The organism is Pseudalkalibacillus hwajinpoensis (assembly GCF_039851965.1).
GTDB lineage: Bacteria > Bacillota > Bacilli > Bacillales > Guptibacillaceae > Guptibacillus > Guptibacillus hwajinpoensis_E.
On record NZ_CP156674.1, the window covers coordinates 2,500,633 to 2,518,892 of the forward strand.

19 protein-coding genes, 1 pseudogene and 1 riboswitch are annotated in these 18,260 nt (G+C 46.0%); all 20 genes and pseudogenes read left to right on the forward strand.

The genetic code is table 11. From position 1 onward, the window contains the following. Nucleotides 1–17 precede the first annotated feature (17 nt). The 20 genes and pseudogenes from ABFG93_RS13105 (at nt 18) to ABFG93_RS13200 (ending at nt 18,248) form a co-directional block, all read left to right on the forward strand. Nucleotides 18–1,436: an NAD-dependent succinate-semialdehyde dehydrogenase gene (locus ABFG93_RS13105; protein ID WP_347548470.1), complete on the forward strand. Its 1,419-nt coding sequence runs from the start codon at nt 18–20 to the stop codon at nt 1,434–1,436. A 140-nt stretch (nt 1,437–1,576) separates the two neighbouring features. Beyond that, a complete protein-coding gene (locus ABFG93_RS13110) occupies nt 1,577–1,990 on the forward strand; it encodes a ferritin-like domain-containing protein (protein ID WP_347548471.1) in 414 nt (137 codons plus the stop codon). Nucleotides 1,991–2,105: 115 nt separating this feature from the next. Further along, nucleotides 2,106–2,287: riboswitch (cobalamin riboswitch) on the forward strand. Between the two features lie 133 nt (nt 2,288–2,420). After that, on the forward strand, nt 2,421–3,404 hold the full coding sequence (locus tag ABFG93_RS13115; protein WP_347548472.1) for an ABC transporter substrate-binding protein: 984 nt from the start codon (nt 2,421–2,423) through the stop codon (nt 3,402–3,404). Then, nucleotides 3,388–4,425: a FecCD family ABC transporter permease gene (locus tag ABFG93_RS13120; protein WP_347552838.1), complete on the forward strand. Its 1,038-nt coding sequence runs from the start codon at nt 3,388–3,390 to the stop codon at nt 4,423–4,425. The genes ABFG93_RS13115 and ABFG93_RS13120 overlap by 17 nt, the downstream gene beginning before the upstream one ends. Before the next feature lie 2 nt (nt 4,426–4,427). Further along, nucleotides 4,428–5,897, forward strand: a complete 1,470-nt coding sequence (locus ABFG93_RS13125) for an adenosylcobinamide amidohydrolase (RefSeq protein WP_347548473.1) — start codon at nt 4,428–4,430, stop codon at nt 5,895–5,897. Then, nucleotides 5,894–6,856 carry an adenosylcobinamide-phosphate synthase CbiB gene (gene cbiB / locus ABFG93_RS13130; protein ID WP_347548474.1) on the forward strand — a complete coding sequence of 321 codons (963 nt, stop codon included), beginning with the start codon at nt 5,894–5,896 and terminating at the stop codon, nt 6,854–6,856. Before ABFG93_RS13125 ends, cbiB begins: the two co-directional genes overlap by 4 nt. Further along, nucleotides 6,831–7,892 carry a threonine-phosphate decarboxylase CobD gene (gene cobD, locus ABFG93_RS13135; protein WP_347548475.1) on the forward strand — a complete coding sequence of 354 codons (1,062 nt, stop codon included), beginning with the start codon at nt 6,831–6,833 and terminating at the stop codon, nt 7,890–7,892. The genes cbiB and cobD overlap by 26 nt, the downstream gene beginning before the upstream one ends. Beyond that, the gene (locus ABFG93_RS13140; RefSeq protein ID WP_347548476.1) at nt 7,883–8,446 is read left to right on the forward strand and encodes a bifunctional adenosylcobinamide kinase/adenosylcobinamide-phosphate guanylyltransferase; all 564 of its coding nucleotides are present in this window, start codon (nt 7,883–7,885) and stop codon (nt 8,444–8,446) included. The genes cobD and ABFG93_RS13140 overlap by 10 nt, the downstream gene beginning before the upstream one ends. After that, nucleotides 8,443–9,933 carry a cobyric acid synthase gene (locus ABFG93_RS13145; protein WP_347548477.1) on the forward strand — a complete coding sequence of 497 codons (1,491 nt, stop codon included), beginning with the start codon at nt 8,443–8,445 and terminating at the stop codon, nt 9,931–9,933. The genes ABFG93_RS13140 and ABFG93_RS13145 overlap by 4 nt, the downstream gene beginning before the upstream one ends. Continuing rightward, a complete protein-coding gene (cobS, locus tag ABFG93_RS13150) occupies nt 9,930–10,721 on the forward strand; it encodes an adenosylcobinamide-GDP ribazoletransferase (protein ID WP_347548478.1) in 792 nt (263 codons plus the stop codon). The genes ABFG93_RS13145 and cobS overlap by 4 nt, the downstream gene beginning before the upstream one ends. Further along, nucleotides 10,679–11,284: a histidine phosphatase family protein gene (locus ABFG93_RS13155; protein WP_347548479.1), complete on the forward strand. Its 606-nt coding sequence runs from the start codon at nt 10,679–10,681 to the stop codon at nt 11,282–11,284. The genes cobS and ABFG93_RS13155 overlap by 43 nt, the downstream gene beginning before the upstream one ends. After that, entirely contained in the window at nt 11,236–11,670 is a 435-nt protein-coding gene (locus ABFG93_RS13160; protein WP_347548480.1) for a bifunctional adenosylcobinamide kinase/adenosylcobinamide-phosphate guanylyltransferase, read from the forward strand. The genes ABFG93_RS13155 and ABFG93_RS13160 overlap by 49 nt, the downstream gene beginning before the upstream one ends. A gap of 12 nt (nt 11,671–11,682) precedes the next feature. Then, nucleotides 11,683–12,273 (forward strand): cob(I)yrinic acid a,c-diamide adenosyltransferase, encoded by a 591-nt coding sequence (locus ABFG93_RS13165; protein ID WP_347548481.1) that lies wholly within the window; start codon nt 11,683–11,685, stop codon nt 12,271–12,273. Nucleotides 12,274–12,275: 2 nt separating this feature from the next. Further along, nucleotides 12,276–12,761, forward strand: coding sequence for an ECF transporter S component (locus tag ABFG93_RS13170; RefSeq protein WP_347548482.1), 486 nt, complete (start codon nt 12,276–12,278; stop codon nt 12,759–12,761). Next, on the forward strand, nt 12,758–13,480 hold the full coding sequence (locus ABFG93_RS13175) for an ATP-binding protein (protein WP_347548483.1): 723 nt from the start codon (nt 12,758–12,760) through the stop codon (nt 13,478–13,480). The genes ABFG93_RS13170 and ABFG93_RS13175 overlap by 4 nt, the downstream gene beginning before the upstream one ends. Nucleotides 13,481–13,555: 75 nt before the next feature. Continuing rightward, nucleotides 13,556–13,954: a VOC family protein gene (locus ABFG93_RS13180; RefSeq protein ID WP_347548484.1), complete on the forward strand. Its 399-nt coding sequence runs from the start codon at nt 13,556–13,558 to the stop codon at nt 13,952–13,954. Nucleotides 13,955–14,236: 282 nt separating this feature from the next. Then, nucleotides 14,237–14,709: pseudogene (locus tag ABFG93_RS13185) on the forward strand (GNAT family N-acetyltransferase). Nucleotides 14,710–14,826: 117 nt separating this feature from the next. Continuing rightward, nucleotides 14,827–15,288 carry a hypothetical protein gene (locus ABFG93_RS13190; protein WP_347548485.1) on the forward strand — a complete coding sequence of 154 codons (462 nt, stop codon included), beginning with the start codon at nt 14,827–14,829 and terminating at the stop codon, nt 15,286–15,288. Between the two features lie 134 nt (nt 15,289–15,422). Beyond that, complete coding sequence (locus ABFG93_RS13195) at nt 15,423–16,631, forward strand: M20 metallopeptidase family protein (RefSeq protein WP_347548486.1); 1,209 nt, start codon at nt 15,423–15,425, stop codon at nt 16,629–16,631. Nucleotides 16,632–16,655: 24 nt separating this feature from the next. Continuing rightward, nucleotides 16,656–18,248 (forward strand): ABC transporter substrate-binding protein, encoded by a 1,593-nt coding sequence (locus ABFG93_RS13200; RefSeq protein ID WP_347548487.1) that lies wholly within the window; start codon nt 16,656–16,658, stop codon nt 18,246–18,248. Nucleotides 18,249–18,260 lie beyond the last annotated feature (12 nt).

Consider the following 18,260-nt stretch of genomic DNA (forward strand, 5'->3'; position numbering starts at 1 on the left):
TGAACAGGAGGATAACGATGCAACATTACCATATGATTATTAATGGAGAAGAAGTGGGGAGCGCCCTTTCAAAGGTGAAAGTGACAAACCCTGCTACTTCTGAAGTGATAGCAACAATTTCAAACGGTGGAAGAAAAGAAGCAATAAGTGCTGTAGATGCTGCTGACTCCGCGTTTCGAGACTGGTCTCAGTACTCCGCTTACGAAAGATCTGAACTTATCCGTAAATGGTTTGATCTCATCAATGAAAATAAAGAAGACCTTGCTCATACTATGACCCTTGAGCAGGGCAAGCCATTAAAGGAAGCGCTTGGTGAAATTCAATACGCAAATGGGTTTATCTCCTGGTACGCTGAAGAGGGAAAGCGTATTTACGGGGAACAAATTCCCGCAACACAAAGGAACAAACGATTATTTGTCCATAAACAGCCTGTTGGCGTTGTAGCTGTTATTACGCCATGGAACTTTCCTGCTGCCATGATTACTCGTAAAGTCGCACCAGCACTAGCCGCTGGTTGTACGGTGGTTATTAAACCTGCAGAACAAACACCATTAACTGCTTTAAAGATAGCAGCCCTTGCTGAAGAGGCTGGTATTCCAAAAGGCGTGATCAATACTGTAACGGGTGATGCGAAGTCAATAGGTGAAGCCTGGCTCGAAGATCTTCGCGTTCGAAAGCTAACGTTTACTGGCTCCACTGAAGTTGGAAAACGATTAATGAAAGGATCTGCTGAAACAGTCAAGAAAGTATCATTAGAGCTAGGCGGACATGCCCCTGTCATTGTTATGGCGGACACAGATCTAGATAAAGCAGTTGATGGCGTTATTGCCTCCAAGTTCCGAAATGCAGGACAAACCTGTGTATGTTCGAATCGGATTTATGTTCATGAATCGATTGTTGAATCGTTTACAGAAAAACTAGTGGAAAAAGTGAAGAATCTGAAGGTCGGTAACGGTCTTGATGAAGGCACCGATATCGGTCCTTTAATTGATAATAACGCAGTGGAGAAAGTACAAAAACATGTTGAGGATGCAGTAAGTAAAGGAGCTTCTATTGTTTGCGGCGGGAAGGAACAAGGCGGTTTATTCTTTGAACCTACTGTTATCTCCAATGTAAATGATGACATGTTATGTATGAATGATGAAACATTTGGTCCAGTCGCTCCGATCACAACATTTAAGACGGAAGACGAAGCAATTAAACGAGCGAATGATTCCATCTATGGGTTAGCTGCTTATGTGTTCACAGAGAACATTACAAAAGGCATTCGAATCAGTGAGCAGTTGGAGTATGGAATAGTTGGATTAAATGATGGCCTTCCTTCTACTCCGCAGGCTCCATTTGGTGGGTTTAAGCAAAGTGGACTCGGCCGTGAAGGCGGGCACCATGGGATTGAAGAGTATTTAGAGGTTAAATATATTTCAGTTGGGTTGTAGAGGGTAGAGGGAGAGAGAGAAGGTATGAGGGTATGGGGGTCAGACCCCTGTCTGACCCCCACACCTCTCTTTTTTTCTTTCACCAAACCATGGGTTTCTATCATATACTGTGCTATCACGTGTTCAAAAGGGGTTCGATCATGTATCCATATTACCGCACACTAGCAGATGATATTGCGACAGCAATCAATGGAGAGTACAGTGCGATTCAGTGTTATGCGAAGCTCGCACAGCTTGCGCCGAATGAAACAGAAAGAAAACAAATTCTTGAAATACGTAATGATGAAATGGCACACTACCAGGCATTCACTTACATTTATACTCAATTAACAGGGCAGCAGCCATCACCTCAGCTAATTGAAGAATGTCCTACAGAATATGTGCCTGGACTTGATTTTTCTTTCAAAGACGAACAAAAAGCCGCTGATTTTTATCTTGATATCGCAGATCAGACTGATGACCCCTTCATTAAAGATAAATTCAAGCGAGCGGCAGCAGATGAACAGAATCACGCCGTCTGGTTTCTGTATTTCTTAACAAAGCAACGGTATTAATGAAAGAAGAGTGTGGTGGTGGGGTCAGACAGGGGTCTGACCCCACCACCACAACACCCTCCCTCTTCCCCCTTTCACACCTATGCTGTATAATAAATCCTAGAACCAATTAACTACATACGCATTTGATTCGGGTGTCTTCACTAAGAAGACTTAAAAGGGAAGCTGGTGTAAATCCAGCGCGGTCCCGCCACTGTAAATGGTTGCAAGCTGCATAAACCACTGTTCATTAAGAACGGGAAGGGGCAGCGCGCGATAACCATGAGCCAGGAGACCTGCCTGTATCACAAAGCGCGACCTACGAGGATAGGGATGTGCCAACGGACTAAGGTGTTGATGTACGTATCAACTAACCTCAACTTCCATTCGGCCATCCCCATGCTTGTGCTTGGGGATTTTATTTTTGTCAAAAACAGGAGGAGAAACACACATGAAGAAGCTCTATTCACTACTCGTCTTACTCTTTTTAATTACAGGCATACTGGCCGGATGTGGATCCGATCAAGCTCAGGAAGACAACACAACAAACGAATCAACTAATGAAGAAAACCAGGCAGATCAGTCTGCAAATAGCGCCTTTCCAGTCACGATCACTGACGCCCTCGATCAAGAGGTAACGCTAGAAGAAGACCCAGAAAAAATCGTCTCTCTGATTCCGAGTAACACGGAAATTCTTTTCGATCTAGGTGCAGGGGAGGAAGTTGTTGGGGTATCTGACTTCGCAAACTACCCTGAAGAAGCGGCCAACATTGAAAAAATCGGCGGGATGGAGTTTAACGTCGAGAAAATCATCTCCCTTAAGCCTGATCTCGTTCTTGCTCATGGCTCAAGCGCGCACAATTCAGAAGCAGGCCTTCAGCAGCTTCGCGATGCGGGTATCAAAGTCATCGTAGTAAACGACGCTACAAGCTTTGAAGAAGTGTACGCGTCAATTGAAATGATTGGACAGGCAACAGGTGAAAAAGAAGAAGCAGAATCAACGATCGCTGATATGAAGCAGAAGCTTGAAGATGTGAAAACCAAAGCAGAAGAAGTCGAGGAGCAGAAAGATGTTTTTGTTGAAGTAGCTCCTGCACCAGAAATTTATTCACCAGGTAAAAACACGTTCATGGATGACATGCTAACGCTCATTAATGCAAAAAACGTGACACATGATCAAGAAGGCTGGAACCAGATCGACCAGGAAGCGATTATCAAAGCAAATCCTGACGTCATCATTACAACTTACGGTTACTATACTGAAAATCCGATTGAACAAGTAGTAAGTCGCGACGGCTGGCAGGATGTGACGGCTGTAAAAGAAGAGCAGGTTATTGATGTGCACTCTGATCTCGTCACACGTTCCGGCCCTCGTCTTGCTGAAGGAGTAGAAGAACTTGCCAAGGCGGTTTACCCGGATGTCTTTGCAGAATAATCGCATCATCGCTTACGTAACCGCAACGGCGCTCCTTATCGCAGCGATGCTGATCGGGATTTCGATTGGAACCGTTTCTGTTCCAGTGCTCACGATTCTAAAATTGATCGGTGCAGAACTCCTGCATCTTCCAACGGGAAAAACAGATCCAATGTTTACCACAATTGTCATGGATATCCGCCTGCCACGCGTCATCTTGGCAGGTCTAGTAGGGGCGTCTCTTGCGATAGCAGGAGCCGCCTTTCAGGGTCTATTGCGTAATCCGTTAGCTGATCCGTACGTACTCGGCGTATCGTCCGGAGCATCGGTCGGGGCGGTTCTCGTCCTGTTTTTCAATCTGTCGCTCCCGTTCATCGGCATTTTCACCCTGCCCGTCATGAGCATCGCCGCATCGATCATCACCATTTTCCTCGTGCTCTTTTTTGCACGACAAATTGAGCGATCCATGCGCGTTGAAACAATCATCTTAACAGGAATCGTCTTTAGTTCATTCCTTGGCTCGCTGCTCTCGCTCATGATCGCCCTCACAGGGGAAGAACTGCGCCAGATTATCGGCTGGCTGCTAGGAAGTGTCTCAATGCGAGGCTGGGAGTACATCGCGATCATCCTGCCGTTTTTCATCATTGGATCAAGTATCCTGCTCTTCAGTAGTAAGGAGCTAAACGCGATGTCGTTTGGCGAAGAACGCGCCCAGCACATCGGCGTTAACGTCGCACGGCGCAAGCTCTGGATACTGATCGGAGGCTCTATTTTAACCGGTGCTGCCGTTGCCGTTTCAGGAACGATCGGCTTTGTCGGACTCGTCATTCCGCATTTAACACGACTGTTATGGGGACCGGACCACCGTCATCTTCTACCGCTATCGATTTTACTCGGGGCCGCCTTCCTGATCATCGCGGACCTTTTCTCACGGACGATCATTTCACCAACCGAATTGCCAATCGGTGTCATCACATCCTTAATCGGCGCACCGGTATTCGCGATCATTTTAATTCGAAGACGTAAGGAAAGAAGAGGATAAGCATGCTTAATGTAAATCACGTAACGGGAGGGTATCCCGGCCATGATGTGCTCGACAACATTTCATTTGACGTGAATAAAGGAGAGCTCCTCGGTATCGTTGGGCCGAACGGAAGCGGAAAGACGACCATTTTCAAAATGATCAGCGGCATCCTGAAGGCGAAGACGGGATCGATTTTGCTAAAAGAAAAGCCGATCAGCAGCTATTCGGCGAAACAACTGGCTAAAGTGCTCGCCGTCCTCCCGCAGCATGCTGAACAAGCCTTTCCTTATACGGTAAAAGAAACCGTCTCACTTGGCCGCTATGCACATCATACCGGCTGGTTCCAGATGTGGAGTGATCAGGACGAAGCGGTCGTTGAGCGCACGATGGAACAGACCGGAATCGCCGCCTTTCAAGATAGCTATGTGAACGAGCTATCCGGTGGTGAGCGTCAGCGCGTTTTCCTTGCTCAGGCACTGGCCCAGGAACCGGAAATACTGCTCCTGGATGAACCAACGAACCATCTCGATCTCTCCTATCAAAAAGAACTGCTCGATTTACTAAGAAAATGGACGCGCGAACAGGGGCTAACGGTCATTTCGATTTTCCATGACTTGAATCTTGCCGGCCTGTATTGCGATCGCCTGCTCCTGCTTGATGACGGTCAAATCAACATGCACCATAAGCCAAACGACGTCCTGAACGAAGAGCGAATTCAATCGGTTTACCGCACAAACATCGAAAAACACCCGCATCCGACCGTACCAAAACCGCAAATGCTACTGTTACCAGAGAAGCAGGCGGAAGACATGAGTGATATCCAAATCGATGATCGTTATCTTGAGCGAACGGACGAAATGATTACGCTCAAGAGCCCATTCCCGCTCCGTACAATGTCATCAGGCGTTGTAGGATCCGGAACTGGCTGGTACAACACGTTCGTCAATCGTCATGTTGATAAAAGCTACAATTGCACCGATCACCGCGCTGAAATGGCTGCTTATCTCAAGAACCATCACATCGACCCAACTGAAACTGTCGGCATGATGACGGCTGTTCGACTCGAGGATGTTTCTTATCAACTGATCGAAGAAGGAGACGTGTCGGCTTTTATCGTTGTCACAGCAGGTGTTGGTAACGCCGTTGACGCATCACGAAGTGCGGATCACGTCTACCAGCCGCTTCCAGGCACGATCAACACCTGGATTTTCGTAAATGGAACGCTGACTGATGAAGCATTCATCCAGAGCATCATGACCGCAACGGAAGCGAAGGTCAAGGTGATGCATGACCAGCATGTTCCCGATTCCGTCACAGGGACTACGGCCACAGGTACTTCAACTGACAGCATCCTAATCGCCGCGACGCAAAGAGGAGAGCACCTCCCATACGCTGGTACGATCACGACATTAGGCAAGCTTGTTAGCAAGGGTGTTTACACGTGCACGACTGAAGCGCTTTTAAAATACAGAGCTAGAGTTTCCGTATGATCATCAATCACCTGATCGCCATGACCATCGCTTTCTGTCTCGATCTTCTCATCGGCGATCCGCCGAAATGGCCACATCCGGTTAAATGGATCGGGTCGCTCATTGGCTTTTTTGAAAAACGGTGGAATCACGGAAAGTATCGCAGATTAAAAGGAGCAGCCATGACGCTTACCATCCTTGTGATTGTCATGATGACAACCGGTATTACAGTCTACCTCGCCTACAGCATTCATCCAATTGCCGGCATCATCTGGGAAGCCATCCTGATCGCCACCGCCATTGCTCAGAAAAGCCTGCGGACAGCTGCTCTAGAGGTGTACCGGCCATTGCGAAAAGGTGACATGAGTGAAGCGCGACTTAAACTTTCGTATATCGTCGGTCGTGACACCGAGCATCTCGGAGAAAGTGAGATTGTGAGAGGAACGGTCGAAACCGTCGCCGAAAATACGAGCGATGGCATCACCGCGCCGCTTTTCTGGGCGTTGATTGGCGGAAGCACAGGGGCAATGATGTATCGTGCGATCAATACTTGCGACTCGATGGTCGGTTATCGTAACGAAACATACGAAGCTTATGGATGGGCATCCGCAAAACTAGATGACCTGGTCAACTGGATTCCAGCACGACTGACAGGGTTAGCAATGATGCTAACCAGAAAGCCTGAACACACAGCAAAACACCCCTGGCACATCCTTTTTCGAGATGCAAGGCAGCACCCTAGCCCGAATAGCGGCTGGGGCGAAGCGGCAACAGCATCGTTACTCGGCATCCAGCTTGGAGGAACGAACACGTACAAAGGCGTGGTTTCCAATCGTGCACGAATGGGTGATCCAACCAACACGCTCAGTGCCATACATATTCCGAAATCAATCAGCATCATGAACCGCGCATCACTCATCTTTCTTATCACGCTCTGGATCGGAGGACTCATCCTTGACGCTACCATCACATGGCTCTAATCCACACTACTTATACGAAGCTATGAACCTTACACAGCCCGAGACGGTCATCGATTTCAGCGCAAACCTGAACCCGCTCGGACCACCGCCAGCGCTTAAGCAAAAATGGCAGGAGGCCTATGAGCTCATTACAACCTATCCTGACCCACATGCGTCATCCTTAACTACGAAGCTAGCAAGTAAAGAAGGCGTACAGGAAAGCGAGCTTCTCATCGGGAATGGAGGAGCGGAGCTGATCACGCTCGTTGGTCGTTTTCTAGCAGGGCAACGCATCTGTATCGTTCAGCCCGCGTTCTCAGAATACGAGATGGCGTGTAGGAGTGCCGGCTGCGAAATTGAATATCACACGCTGAAAGAAGGCGAGTGGCCGCTTGTGCCGGCGCGGTTAATCGATAAAATGCCTCATCTCGACGCTATTTTTCTCTGCACGCCAAATAACCCGACCGGCGTTTCCTATGATCCAGCCGCGATTAGAACACTTTTAAAAGAATCAGAGAATCATAGCTGCTTCCTCATCATAGACGAGGCCTTTGCTGACTTTCTGTCAGACGCTTCATACGCACCCGAAATCGCGACATACCCGAAGCTCATTATCCTGCGTTCTTTAACGAAAATGTATGCGATACCAGGTTTACGTCTCGGCTACATGATTGCGAATCCTACCGTCATCAGCGCAATTAAAGCGTTACAACCACACTGGAGCGTAAATGCTCTAGCCTTACTAGCAGGGGAAGTTTGCCTGGAGCAAATACGACACGTTATCGCGAGCCGGAAGTTAATCGCACAGGAGCGGAATAAGCTCCATGCATTTTTAATAGAAAAGAACTACAGCTACTCAAACTCAAGCGTGAACTTTTACCTGATGAAGGACCCGAATCTCACCGATCAAACACCACTGCTACGTTATCTGATGAGTGAAGGAATCGTTCCAAGACACACAGAGAACTTCCCTGGTTTGAACGGAAGGTGGCTTAGATTCGCGATCAGAACCCCTGACGAAAATAGACGATTAATGGAGGTGCTGGCATGGCGCTAATCTTTATCACAGGCGGCGTAAGAAGCGGGAAAAGTAGCTTCGCTGAAAAGCGCGCGACAGAGCTTGCCGGGGCGCATGGAAAGTCCCTGTCTTACATCGCCTGCGGGCAGCCGAGTGACCCAGAAATGATGTCAAGAATCGAGCATCACAAGCATCAGCGTGACGCGAACAGTGTTCCATGGGAAACAGTTGAAGCGCAGGTGGATATTGGGGCTACAGTTCCAAATATGAACTCCGATGCGATCGTCCTTCTGGATTGCTTAACAACTTTACTTTCCAATGAACTGTTTAGTGATGGAGATTGGTCAGAATCTTCATTTCAAAATAGAGTGAAAGAAACGATCCAGCACGATATCAGCAAGATTGAAAAAAATTGCAGCACGCTCATCATTGTCAGCAATGAGCTCGGCCATGAACCGTTAAAAAGTGAGCTAGTCCACGTCTACGCACGCCTGCTTGGCGAACTTCACCAGTGGATCGTTAAGGATGCGGACGAAGCATATCTCGTTGAAGCAGGCATCCCGCTACGAAAGAAAGGGGAGGTGAGTGAATGAATGGCATCATGATTCAAGGCACCGCCTCTGATGTTGGCAAAAGCTTGATCGTCACTGCGTTCTGTCGCCTGCTCGCGAATGAAGGCTATGCCGTCGCCCCGTTTAAATCCCAGAACATGTCCAACAATTCCTACGTCACGATCGAAGGAAAGGAAATCGGCAGAGCTCAAGGGGCACAGGCAGAAGCGGCCCGGACGGAAGCGAGTGTCTGGATGAATCCAATCTTGCTGAAGCCGAGGTCTGATCAGCATGCTGAAGTTATTCAGTTCGGCACATCGTATCGCACCCTTTCAGGGAAGGATTACCGCGAATCCTTTTATCAAATGGGACTTGAAAGCATTCAGCTCGCGCTTGATCACCTGAACGACGCGTACGACGTGATCGTGATGGAAGGCGCCGGCAGCCCGGTTGAAGTGAACCTGAAGGCTCGCGAGCTTGTGAACATGAAGGTTGCAGAGATGGCCGATGTTCCCGTGCTTCTCGCTGCAGATATTGATCGTGGCGGGGTTTTCGCAAGCATTATCGGCACGCTAGAACTGCTTGAACCGAATGAGCGCGCTCGTGTGAAGGGCATCCTCATCAATAAATTCCGCGGCGATCCGGAACTTTTCGAAGACGGGATCACCTGGATTGAGGAGCGAACTGGCCTTCCGATCGTCGGTGTTCTGCCTTATGTCGAGCACCATGTTGAAGGAGAAGATTCCCTATCGATAGGTGATCGCTTTTCCACTAAAAATGGCACACTTGAGCTTGCCGTAATTCAACTTCCATTTCTATCAAACTATAGCGACATGGAACCGTTTAACGAGGAGGACGTCACGATCCGCTGGGTCCAGCATGCCCGGGACATCGGTCAGCCGGATGCGATTATTATTCCGGGTACGAAAAGTACGATGAGCGACCTCGCCTGGCTAAAGGAGCGTGGATTTGCGACATATTTAAACGACTACGTCAAAGAAGGCGGTAGCGTTGTCGGCATTTGCGGCGGCTATCAGATGCTGACGGAACAGCTCTATGATGAATTTGGCTCAGACACAGGTAAAGCCGGTGCTTTGGAAAAAGGAATCGGACTGATCCCAGCGAAAACTTCCTTCCATAAAGAGAAACAAACCACTCGAGTGAAAGGGACTCTTCATCCGGCAACGAATGCTTTATCTTCAATCGAAGGATATGAAATTCATCTTGGACAGACACGGTTCATCGACCCTGAGGACAAACCATTTCTTCAGTTACAGGACCGCCCGGAAGGCTATTACCGAGAAGACGGTCGTGTGATTGGAACGTATTTGCATCACCTGTTTCACAATGATGAATGGCGCACGATCTGGCTTAATCGCCTTCGTTTCAAAAAGGGCCATTCACCACAAGAACAGGTGAATCAGAAGGACGTGAAGGATCAGACGTACGACGATCTCGCCAACCAGCTCAAGCCCCATCTGAAATGGGAGCTAATCAAAGACATTCTATTTCAGCGTGATCACGTATGAGCTGGTGGCAGGGCTTTCTCATTAACCTGCAGTTCTTCACAATCATCCCGGTTCGCCGCGAAATCCCGATGGAACAGAAGCAGCTCAAGCGCTCGATTCAAACCTTTCCTGTTCTAGGGATACTTCAGGGAATCCTTTCTGCAGCGCTACTTTACGCGCTGATCGAATGGTCGCCATTTTCTACCTTAGCAGCCGCGTTTATTCTCTGGTTTTTCATGATTGCCCTAACAGGCGGCATCCATCTAGACGGCTGGATGGATGCGAGCGACGCGTTCTTTTCGTATCAGGATCTTGAAAAGCGGCTCGAGATCATGAAGGATCCGCGAACAGGCGCATTTGGCGTCCTGTCTGTGATCGTGCTTCTCAGTGCGCGATTTCTTTTCATATATGAAATCGCCCACCAGGCTGGTGCAATTTCCTATGTATTGATCGCAACCATCCCTTTCTTCAGTAAAAGTGTGATGGGCGCGTTTCTAGTCATGATCGCACCAGCAAAGGAAGAGGGGCTCGCTTTCTTTTTTCAAAAAGCGGTTCAGCGCTCGTGCTTATGGAGTTATCCTGTGTACTTCCTTTTAGCGGCTGGTGTGATGTTCGCCGTTTCAATCGAGACTCTTCTGTACTTTCTGGTGCTGACCGGCGTCACACTGCTGGTAGCGTGGCTAATGAAAAGAAAAATCACCACCTGGTTCAGAGGCATAACAGGAGATGTGCTTGGTGCAAGTGTTGAAGGAGTGGAGGTGTTCGTATGGATGACGCTGTGGTTATTGTATTATTTCGTCATGGGATAACAGAGGACAACCGACGCAGGGCTTATATTGGTTGGACAGATGTGCCTGTTGGTGAGGAAGCTGAATTTGCGAGAGTGGATGAGTGTGATCTGATTTTCACAAGTGATCTACTCCGCTGTACACAAACAGCAGCACACCTTTTCCCTGACCAAAGAAACGTTCCGCTGTCTCTTTTTCGCGAAATGCACTTTGGTGAGTGGGAAGGTAACACCTATTCAGAGCTTCAGCACGACGTTGCCTACCGCAATTGGGTATCTGACCCTCTCAGCTATGCTCCACCTGGGGGAGAGGAATTTAAGGAATTTACGTCTCGGATCGATGAAGGATTTAAAGCAGTCGTTGAACAGGTGAATCGTGTTAATAGGAAAGCGGTCATCATTACACATGGCGGGGTTATACGATACCTGTTAACAAAATACGCTCCAACTCAAGCAGAGTTCTGGGAATGGAAAATCCCACATGGTACAGGCATTGAGCTTGAATGGAATCTAGAAGACTTAAGGAGGAATGTACGATGCACTTCGTTACGGGAGGTGCCTATAATGGCAAAGCTAAATGGGTGAGATCGTTTTATGGCGTAACGGAGGATCACTTCTGGCAATCTGCCTACGATACGCCTAAGGTCCCCCTTGATGTTAGTCGTTTCTATGGCAACGTGGTTGTGCTTGAAGGTGTCGAGCAATTGATTAAAGGGCTCACAGCGGATGTTGGCCTTGAGAAATGGAGAGCCATATGGGGTTCTTTATTAGGAATCTGGCAGTCATGGGAGAATGAGCGTCAGGATCGAACCGTTGTCATCATTGGCTCAGATATCACAAAAGGAATTGTTCCTCTGGAGAAGGAAGACAGGGACTGGCGCGATGTCACAGGTTGGGCGTTTCAGGACCTGACTGCAGCGGCTGACCGAGTAGACGTGATCTGGTATGGACTGAATCAACAGCTAAAATAAGGAGGAAATAGCATGAGAATTTATACGCGAACAGGTGACGAAGGCAAGACGAGCATCATTGGTGGACGAGTGGACAAGGACGATGTGAGAGTGGAAGCGTACGGTACGGTCGATGAGGCGAATGGCTTTGTTGGTCAAGCGATCGTTGAGCTCAGCGAACTCGGTTCCGATCAATTTACCGACTTACTAGAAGACCTTGAGAAGATTCAGCATGAGCTGTTCGACTGTGGCGGCGACCTTGCGAACGTATCGCCGAAGCGTGAAATGAAGCTTGCAGAAGAATCAATCACTTACCTCGAAGGACGTATCGATGAATTTATTGAAGAAGCACCAGCATTAGAAAAATTTATCCTGCCAGGCGGAAGCAAGCCGTCCGCGACAATCCACATTGCTCGTACAATCACACGTCGGGCTGAGCGTCACGTGGTAACCTTAGCGAAGGTAGCGGAAAACCTTCCTCCCGTCCCAATGAAGTATTTGAACCGCCTATCCGATTATTTCTTCGCGCTCGCACGCGTCATTAACTTCCGCCTCAATGTTAAAGACGTGGAGTACGCAAGGAGTGCAAATGTGTTTCGAGGCGGAAAGCGTAAAGGAGAATAGAGATGAGCGGAAAACGGGCAAGCATCCTTGCTATGTTCATTGCCTTAGCCGTCGTTGGTGCACTGATTAAAATTCCAGCCATTGTAGGGAGCGTTGCGCTTGATGCATTTCCAGCGCTCGTTGCGGCGGTTCTACTTGGAAGTCGGAGCGGGGCGTTAATCGCTGGCTTCGGGCACCTTTTATCGGCGTTGATCGTTGGCCTGCCACTCGGACCGCTTCATCTGCTGGTCGCTGCTGAAATGGCGACGCTTGTGTGGCTGTTTGCGACCCTTTATGAAGTGAATAAGCGAAAATGGGCAGTTGGAACGTTTTTCGTTGGAAATGCGTTTGCCGCGCCACTTCCGTTTTTGTTTATGCTTGGCACAGGATTCTATGTCGCGCTCGTTCCGGCACTCGTTGTCGGATCGGTTCTTAACCTGGGACTTGCGATCGTGTTGATCCCAAGGCTCTCCACGATTTTTGAAAAGAAAGGTCTGGCGAGTTCATGAGAGATGGCAAAATCATTCCTCTTGGTGAAGAATACCTTGTGATCACAAGCGATAACAGTGGGGGAATTGGACGTAAAGAGAAAGATGTTGTTCCCGTTCCATATGAGACCGTTTCTTACTTTGCTTTTCGAGTTGCTGTGATGGAGTGTATGGCACTAGGAGCAACACCGATCTCTGTGGTGATGCATAACTTCTGCGGGGACTCGGAGTGGAAGGCATTAGTGAGCGGAGTAGAGCGGGGTATACAGGAGCTAGGATTAAGTGAAATTTCGATTACAGGTAGTTCGGAAACGAATATGCCGTTGCTTCAGTCAGCGCTTGGGGTTGTTGTGATTGGGAAGATGAAAACGAACGAGCTGCCTGAGATTAGCTTGAGTGCTGGACTGGAGTTTGCGGTTATTGGTAAGCCGTTGGTTGGGGAGGAAGTCGTTATGAAGCCAACTGCTATCGCACCGCTGGAGTTATTCAGGTGGATTTGTGAACAGGAAGGGGTTCGAGCTGTTTTGCCAGTTGGATCGAAGGGAATTCTATATGAATTGAATCAACTGGTTACCAATGAAACCGTTGATGAGTCGATGGTGCAAGTTGATCTTGATATTTATAAATCTGGCGGGCCATCGACTTGTTTTATAATGGCCTATCAATCAACAGTAGAAGAGAAGCTCAGCTTAAAGATTGGACCTCACTTTCATCCTATAGGGGGTCAGACCCCTGTCTGACCCCCTAGACGTATAGATGTTATAAACGAATTGAATTATACTTATAGGATAAATATGGAAGGGGGTAGATTAATAGTGGAAAAGGTAACACCGTTCTTAATGTTTCAAGATGGCAAGGCAGAAGAAGCGATGAATTATTACACATCGCTTATTGAGGATTCTCAAATTACAAGTATTGTTCGATACGGAGCTAATGAAACTGGGGAAGAAGGAACTGTAATGCAGGCTACTTTTACCTTAAAAGGGCAAGAATTTATGTGCATTGACAGTAATGTAAAACATCAGTTTTCCTTTACACCTTCGTTCTCAATATTTGTTACTTGTAATACTGAAGAAGAACTTGACAATCTTTATCAGAAACTCAACGAAGGTGGACAAGAACTTATGCCTTTAGATGATTACGGTTTCAGTAAAAAGTTCGGTTGGTTAAATGATCGCTTCGGGGTTTCGTGGCAACTAAATTTACCTAAGTAATATAAAGAAATGTTGTCTTGCAGATACCAATCATATAATATAATTTCTTTAACTAACCAGCTAATAGAAGTTAAGTAGGAATTCAATAATAGGACTCGATTCTGTACTGAGGAATCGGGTCTTTTCTATTGAGAAAAGGTTGAGTAAATGAATTAGTTTTGAAATAATTGGAAGTAAGGAATTAATGAATTAGAATTATGAGATTATCGAGTAAAAATAAATAATTGTCCCTTCTTAGCTAAGAATTGGACAGTTTAATTGAATAGTGGGGGAGAATGGAAAATGAAAACAACAGCATTACCGAAAGTCAAATTAAGAGAATTGACACTTGATGACGTTGAAGACCGTTATCGATAGTGTTTTGATAAAGAAGTGATAAAACATTTAAATATGCCAGAGAAATATCCGCCTTTTAGTAGAGAAGAGACTCAGAATTGGATTAATATGTGCATTAACAAAACTAATGGATATGAACAAAAAGCCATTGTTACACAAGAAGGAAAACATATTGGTTGGATAGATTTAAAGAACATTATAAGTTAAACAAACACGCAGAATTAGGCGTAGCAATAGGAGATAAAAACTACTGGGGCAAAGGATATGGGTTATCTGCAATGAACGAAATGCTTTTATGGGGCTTCAATGAATTAGAACTTAACAAGATTTGGCTTAGAGTAGGATTAGATAACTATAAGGCAATTAAGTCTTATAAAAGAATGGGTTATGTTGAAGAAGGGATCTTAAGACAAGACTGAGTTAGAAAAGGTGAGTTTGTTGACAGTTTGAGAATGAGTATTCTTAAAAAGGAGTTCTTCATTTAACAGAAGCGCTTTCCTAACAAATAATAATTCATATAAGGAGAGTTTCATGATTTGAAAATACGTTTAACTCTATTGTTATTGCTTACATTGATTACTGCTTGTAGTGGAGAATTAAAAGGAAAAGAGGCTCCTAAACCAAATGTGGAGATATGGAGTATTGAAAAACAAAGTAACGTTAAAATCCCACACCTAGAAAAAACCATTTGTTGGAATGACTGCGGTGGAGTGTTAACTTCTGATAGCGATTCACATGAGAAACCTAAAATTGTTGATATTGGCAAGCATTCAATAAATATTTCATTCGAAACTATGGAACCAAAACCATCTACCATTAATTTAATTAATGAAACAACTGGTGAACATATAAAATTAGATTCGGATTGGATGACTCTATCCCCTCCGAGTGAAGGAGAGACAGTATATCGACTACATTTCTATTGGAACGGAAAAGGTGGATTTCCTTTAGGTGAGTCAACTTATAGATTTGGTGTAATTAGTAGTGATACTTATTAAAAATTATTGTAGCAGGGGGGTCAGACAGGGGTCTGACCCCCCTGCTACAATAATTAGAAAATTTGGAATTTAATTAAAATTAAGGTAACATAAAAACCATCAACATTTTATTTGGAGGAAAGGAGAAAAAAGGAATGACTGATTTATTTCAAAAGCTAGAATCGCTTTACCCGGCACTTGTTGAGTTAAGACGGGATTTGCACATGTATCCCGAAGTGTCCCTGCAAGAAGTAGAAACTCCAAGAAAGATTGCACAGTATTTAGAAAAGCTTGGAGTCGAAGTGAAAACGGGTGTTGGTGGAAATGGCGTGGTTGGCACGATTCGGGGTGGTAAACCAGGAAAGACCATTGCGTTACGGGCAGATTTTGATGCCCTACCTATTCAGGATCAAAAAGAGGTCCCTTATAAGTCGAAAATTCCTGGAGTAATGCACGCTTGTGGTCATGATTTACATACTGCTGCACTTCTTGGGGTCGCCAATGTATTGAGTCAAGTGAAGGATGACATTGAAGGGGATGTTGTTCTGATTCACCAATTTGCAGAGGAAGTTGCCCCTGGTGGAGCAGAAGCGATGATTTCTGATGGCTGTTTGGAAGGTATAGATGAAATTTACGGTGCACATGTCTGGGCTGATCATCCGATCGGTCATTATTCCTTTCATGAAGGCTATACCATGGCAGCTGCTGACACGTTCGACATTACGATTGCTGGAAAAGGTGGCCATGGAGCCATGCCGCATCAAACAGTCGATCCCATTGTCATAGCCAGTCACATTGTTCTAAGCCTCCAACAAATCGCTAGTCGAATAACTGATCCCTTGAAATCAGTGGTCGTGACCATAGGAGCTTTTCACAGTGGTGATGCGCATAACGTCATCCCTGATCAGGCTCATATTAAAGGGACCGTTAGGACTTTTGATGAAGAGGTCCGTGATCGTACTGAGCAGTTGATTCAGCAATTTAGTGAAATGACATGCCAGGCTTATGGTGCAAAGGCTGAAGTCCTTTATAAGCGCGGTCACATGGCTCTTTGTAATCATGCGGATCAGACGATGAAAGCTTCGAATTTAGCGAAAAAACTGTTTGGCGAAGAAAATGTCTCTGATAAAGAACCGATTATGGGAGCAGAAGATTTCTCGTTCTATCTTAACGAGATTCCAGGGTCATTCTTCTTTGTTGGAGGACGTAATCCGGAAATCAATGCGACCTACCCTCACCACCACCCTCGCTTTGATGTAGATGAACGAGCGATACTTGGAATTGGAAAACTTTTTCTTTCGCTTGTTTTTCCAGAAGTTGTCCTTGCCCATTCTAATCATAAAACCGACCATTCAACAAAATAATAGAACTTTTCTGGAGGTGTCTGTTTGAAACGATTATTTATACTAACCTTAACCTTAGTGATCGGGTTAAGCCTGGTTGGATGTTCGTCGAATACTGGGAGTAGTTCAGAAGATAGCAAGCAAACGACGATGATTTTTGGTAGAGGAGGAGATTCTGTTTCTCTTGATCCTGCTGTCGTAACGGATGGGGAATCGTTTAAAGTAGCCGAGAACATTTATGATACGCTCGTGCAATTTGGTGATATGGACACTGAAGTTCATCCTGCCCTGGCATCAGATTGGGAGGTTTCTGAGGATGGTCTAGAGTATACGTTTACCTTGGAAGAAGACGTGATGTTCCATGATGGCACTCCTTTTAATGCTGAGGCTGTTGTCTACAATTTTGAACGCTGGATGAAGCCGAAGGAGGATCAGGCAGAGCCTTTTGCTGTTTATCGTTCAATGTTTGGAGGCTTTAAAGGAGATGAGGGTCATGTGATTAAGGAAGTTAAGGCAGCAGACGAATTCACCGTGCAAATTACGTTAAACCGACCTCAAGCCCCGTTTCTGAAAAACTTATCAATGACCCCATTTTCAATAGCAAGTCCGAAAGCGTTAGAAGAGAATGAAACAGGATATGGAGAAAATCCAGTTGGTACTGGTCCATTTATTTTCAAAGAATGGAAGCGAAATGACAAAATTGTCTTAGAGAAAAATGATGACTATTGGGTAGATGGGTATCCAAAATTAGAACAAGTTATCTTTAAATCGATACCGGACAACGCCGCTCGCTTGAATGCACTTAAAACGGGTGAAATCGATATGATGGATGGCGTTATGCCAAGTGATGTGCCACAAATTGAGGAGAATGCGGATCTTACAACGTTTACGCGTCCTTCAATGAATATTGGGTACCTGGGCTTAAATGTGACTAGAGGCCCACTTGAAGATAAAAAAGTGAGACAGGCCTTGAATCATGCGGTTGATAAAGAGGCAATCATTGAAGCCTTTTATGAAGGACAAGCTGAGCCAGCAAAAAATCCTATTCCACCTTCGATTCAAGGATACAATGATGACATTACACCATATGAGTATGACTTAGATAAGGCAAAGAGCTTACTAGAGGAAGCTGGCTATCCGGATGGTTTCGAGATGGAACTATGGGCCATGCCGGTATCACGTCCTTACATGCCTGATGGACAAAAAGTAGCTGAAGCAATTCAAGCTAGTTTCAAAGAAATAGGGGTAGAAACGACAATTAAAACCTATGAATGGGCAGCCTATGTTGAAAAAGTAATTGGCGGAGAAGCAGACTCCTTCCTACTCGGATGGACAGCTCAAAATGGTGATGCAGATAATGTCCTATTTACCCTTTTGGACAAGGAAATGATCGGGAGCAGCAACTCTTCCCGTTATGAAAGCGATGAACTGCATGACCTTCTAGTGGAAGCTCAAACCACAGTTGATCAAGAGGAGCGGAATGAACTCTATCATCAAGCGCTGGAAGTGATTCATGAAGATGCCCCGTGGATACCTCTCGTTCACTCAACGCCAGTCGTTGCAGGGAAGAAAAACATTGAAGGATTTAACCCACATCCTAATTCAAGTGTTGAAATGATGAAGGTGGAATTTAAGTAAAAGGAGAGGAAG

Bases quoted from the DNA above. Each gene is read 5' to 3' on its own strand.
- ABFG93_RS13105 (WP_347548470.1), top strand. From the start codon at position 18: ATGCAACATTACCATATGATTATTAATGGAGAAGAAGTGGGGAGCGCC.
- ABFG93_RS13110 (WP_347548471.1), top strand. From the start codon at position 1,577: ATGTATCCATATTACCGCACACTAGCAGATGATATTGCGACAGCAATC.
- ABFG93_RS13115 (WP_347548472.1), top strand. From the start codon at position 2,421: ATGAAGAAGCTCTATTCACTACTCGTCTTACTCTTTTTAATTACAGGC.
- ABFG93_RS13120 (WP_347552838.1), top strand. From the start codon at position 3,388: ATGTCTTTGCAGAATAATCGCATCATCGCTTACGTAACCGCAACGGCG.
- ABFG93_RS13125 (WP_347548473.1), top strand. From the start codon at position 4,428: ATGCTTAATGTAAATCACGTAACGGGAGGGTATCCCGGCCATGATGTG.
- cbiB (WP_347548474.1), top strand. From the start codon at position 5,894: ATGATCATCAATCACCTGATCGCCATGACCATCGCTTTCTGTCTCGAT.
- ABFG93_RS13140 (WP_347548476.1), top strand. From the start codon at position 7,883: ATGGCGCTAATCTTTATCACAGGCGGCGTAAGAAGCGGGAAAAGTAGC.
- ABFG93_RS13145 (WP_347548477.1), top strand. From the start codon at position 8,443: ATGAATGGCATCATGATTCAAGGCACCGCCTCTGATGTTGGCAAAAGC.
- cobS (WP_347548478.1), top strand. From the start codon at position 9,930: ATGAGCTGGTGGCAGGGCTTTCTCATTAACCTGCAGTTCTTCACAATC.
- ABFG93_RS13155 (WP_347548479.1), top strand. From the start codon at position 10,679: ATGGATGACGCTGTGGTTATTGTATTATTTCGTCATGGGATAACAGAG.
- ABFG93_RS13160 (WP_347548480.1), top strand. From the start codon at position 11,236: ATGCACTTCGTTACGGGAGGTGCCTATAATGGCAAAGCTAAATGGGTG.
- ABFG93_RS13165 (WP_347548481.1), top strand. From the start codon at position 11,683: ATGAGAATTTATACGCGAACAGGTGACGAAGGCAAGACGAGCATCATT.
- ABFG93_RS13170 (WP_347548482.1), top strand. From the start codon at position 12,276: ATGAGCGGAAAACGGGCAAGCATCCTTGCTATGTTCATTGCCTTAGCC.
- ABFG93_RS13175 (WP_347548483.1), top strand. From the start codon at position 12,758: ATGAGAGATGGCAAAATCATTCCTCTTGGTGAAGAATACCTTGTGATC.
- ABFG93_RS13195 (WP_347548486.1), top strand. From the start codon at position 15,423: ATGACTGATTTATTTCAAAAGCTAGAATCGCTTTACCCGGCACTTGTT.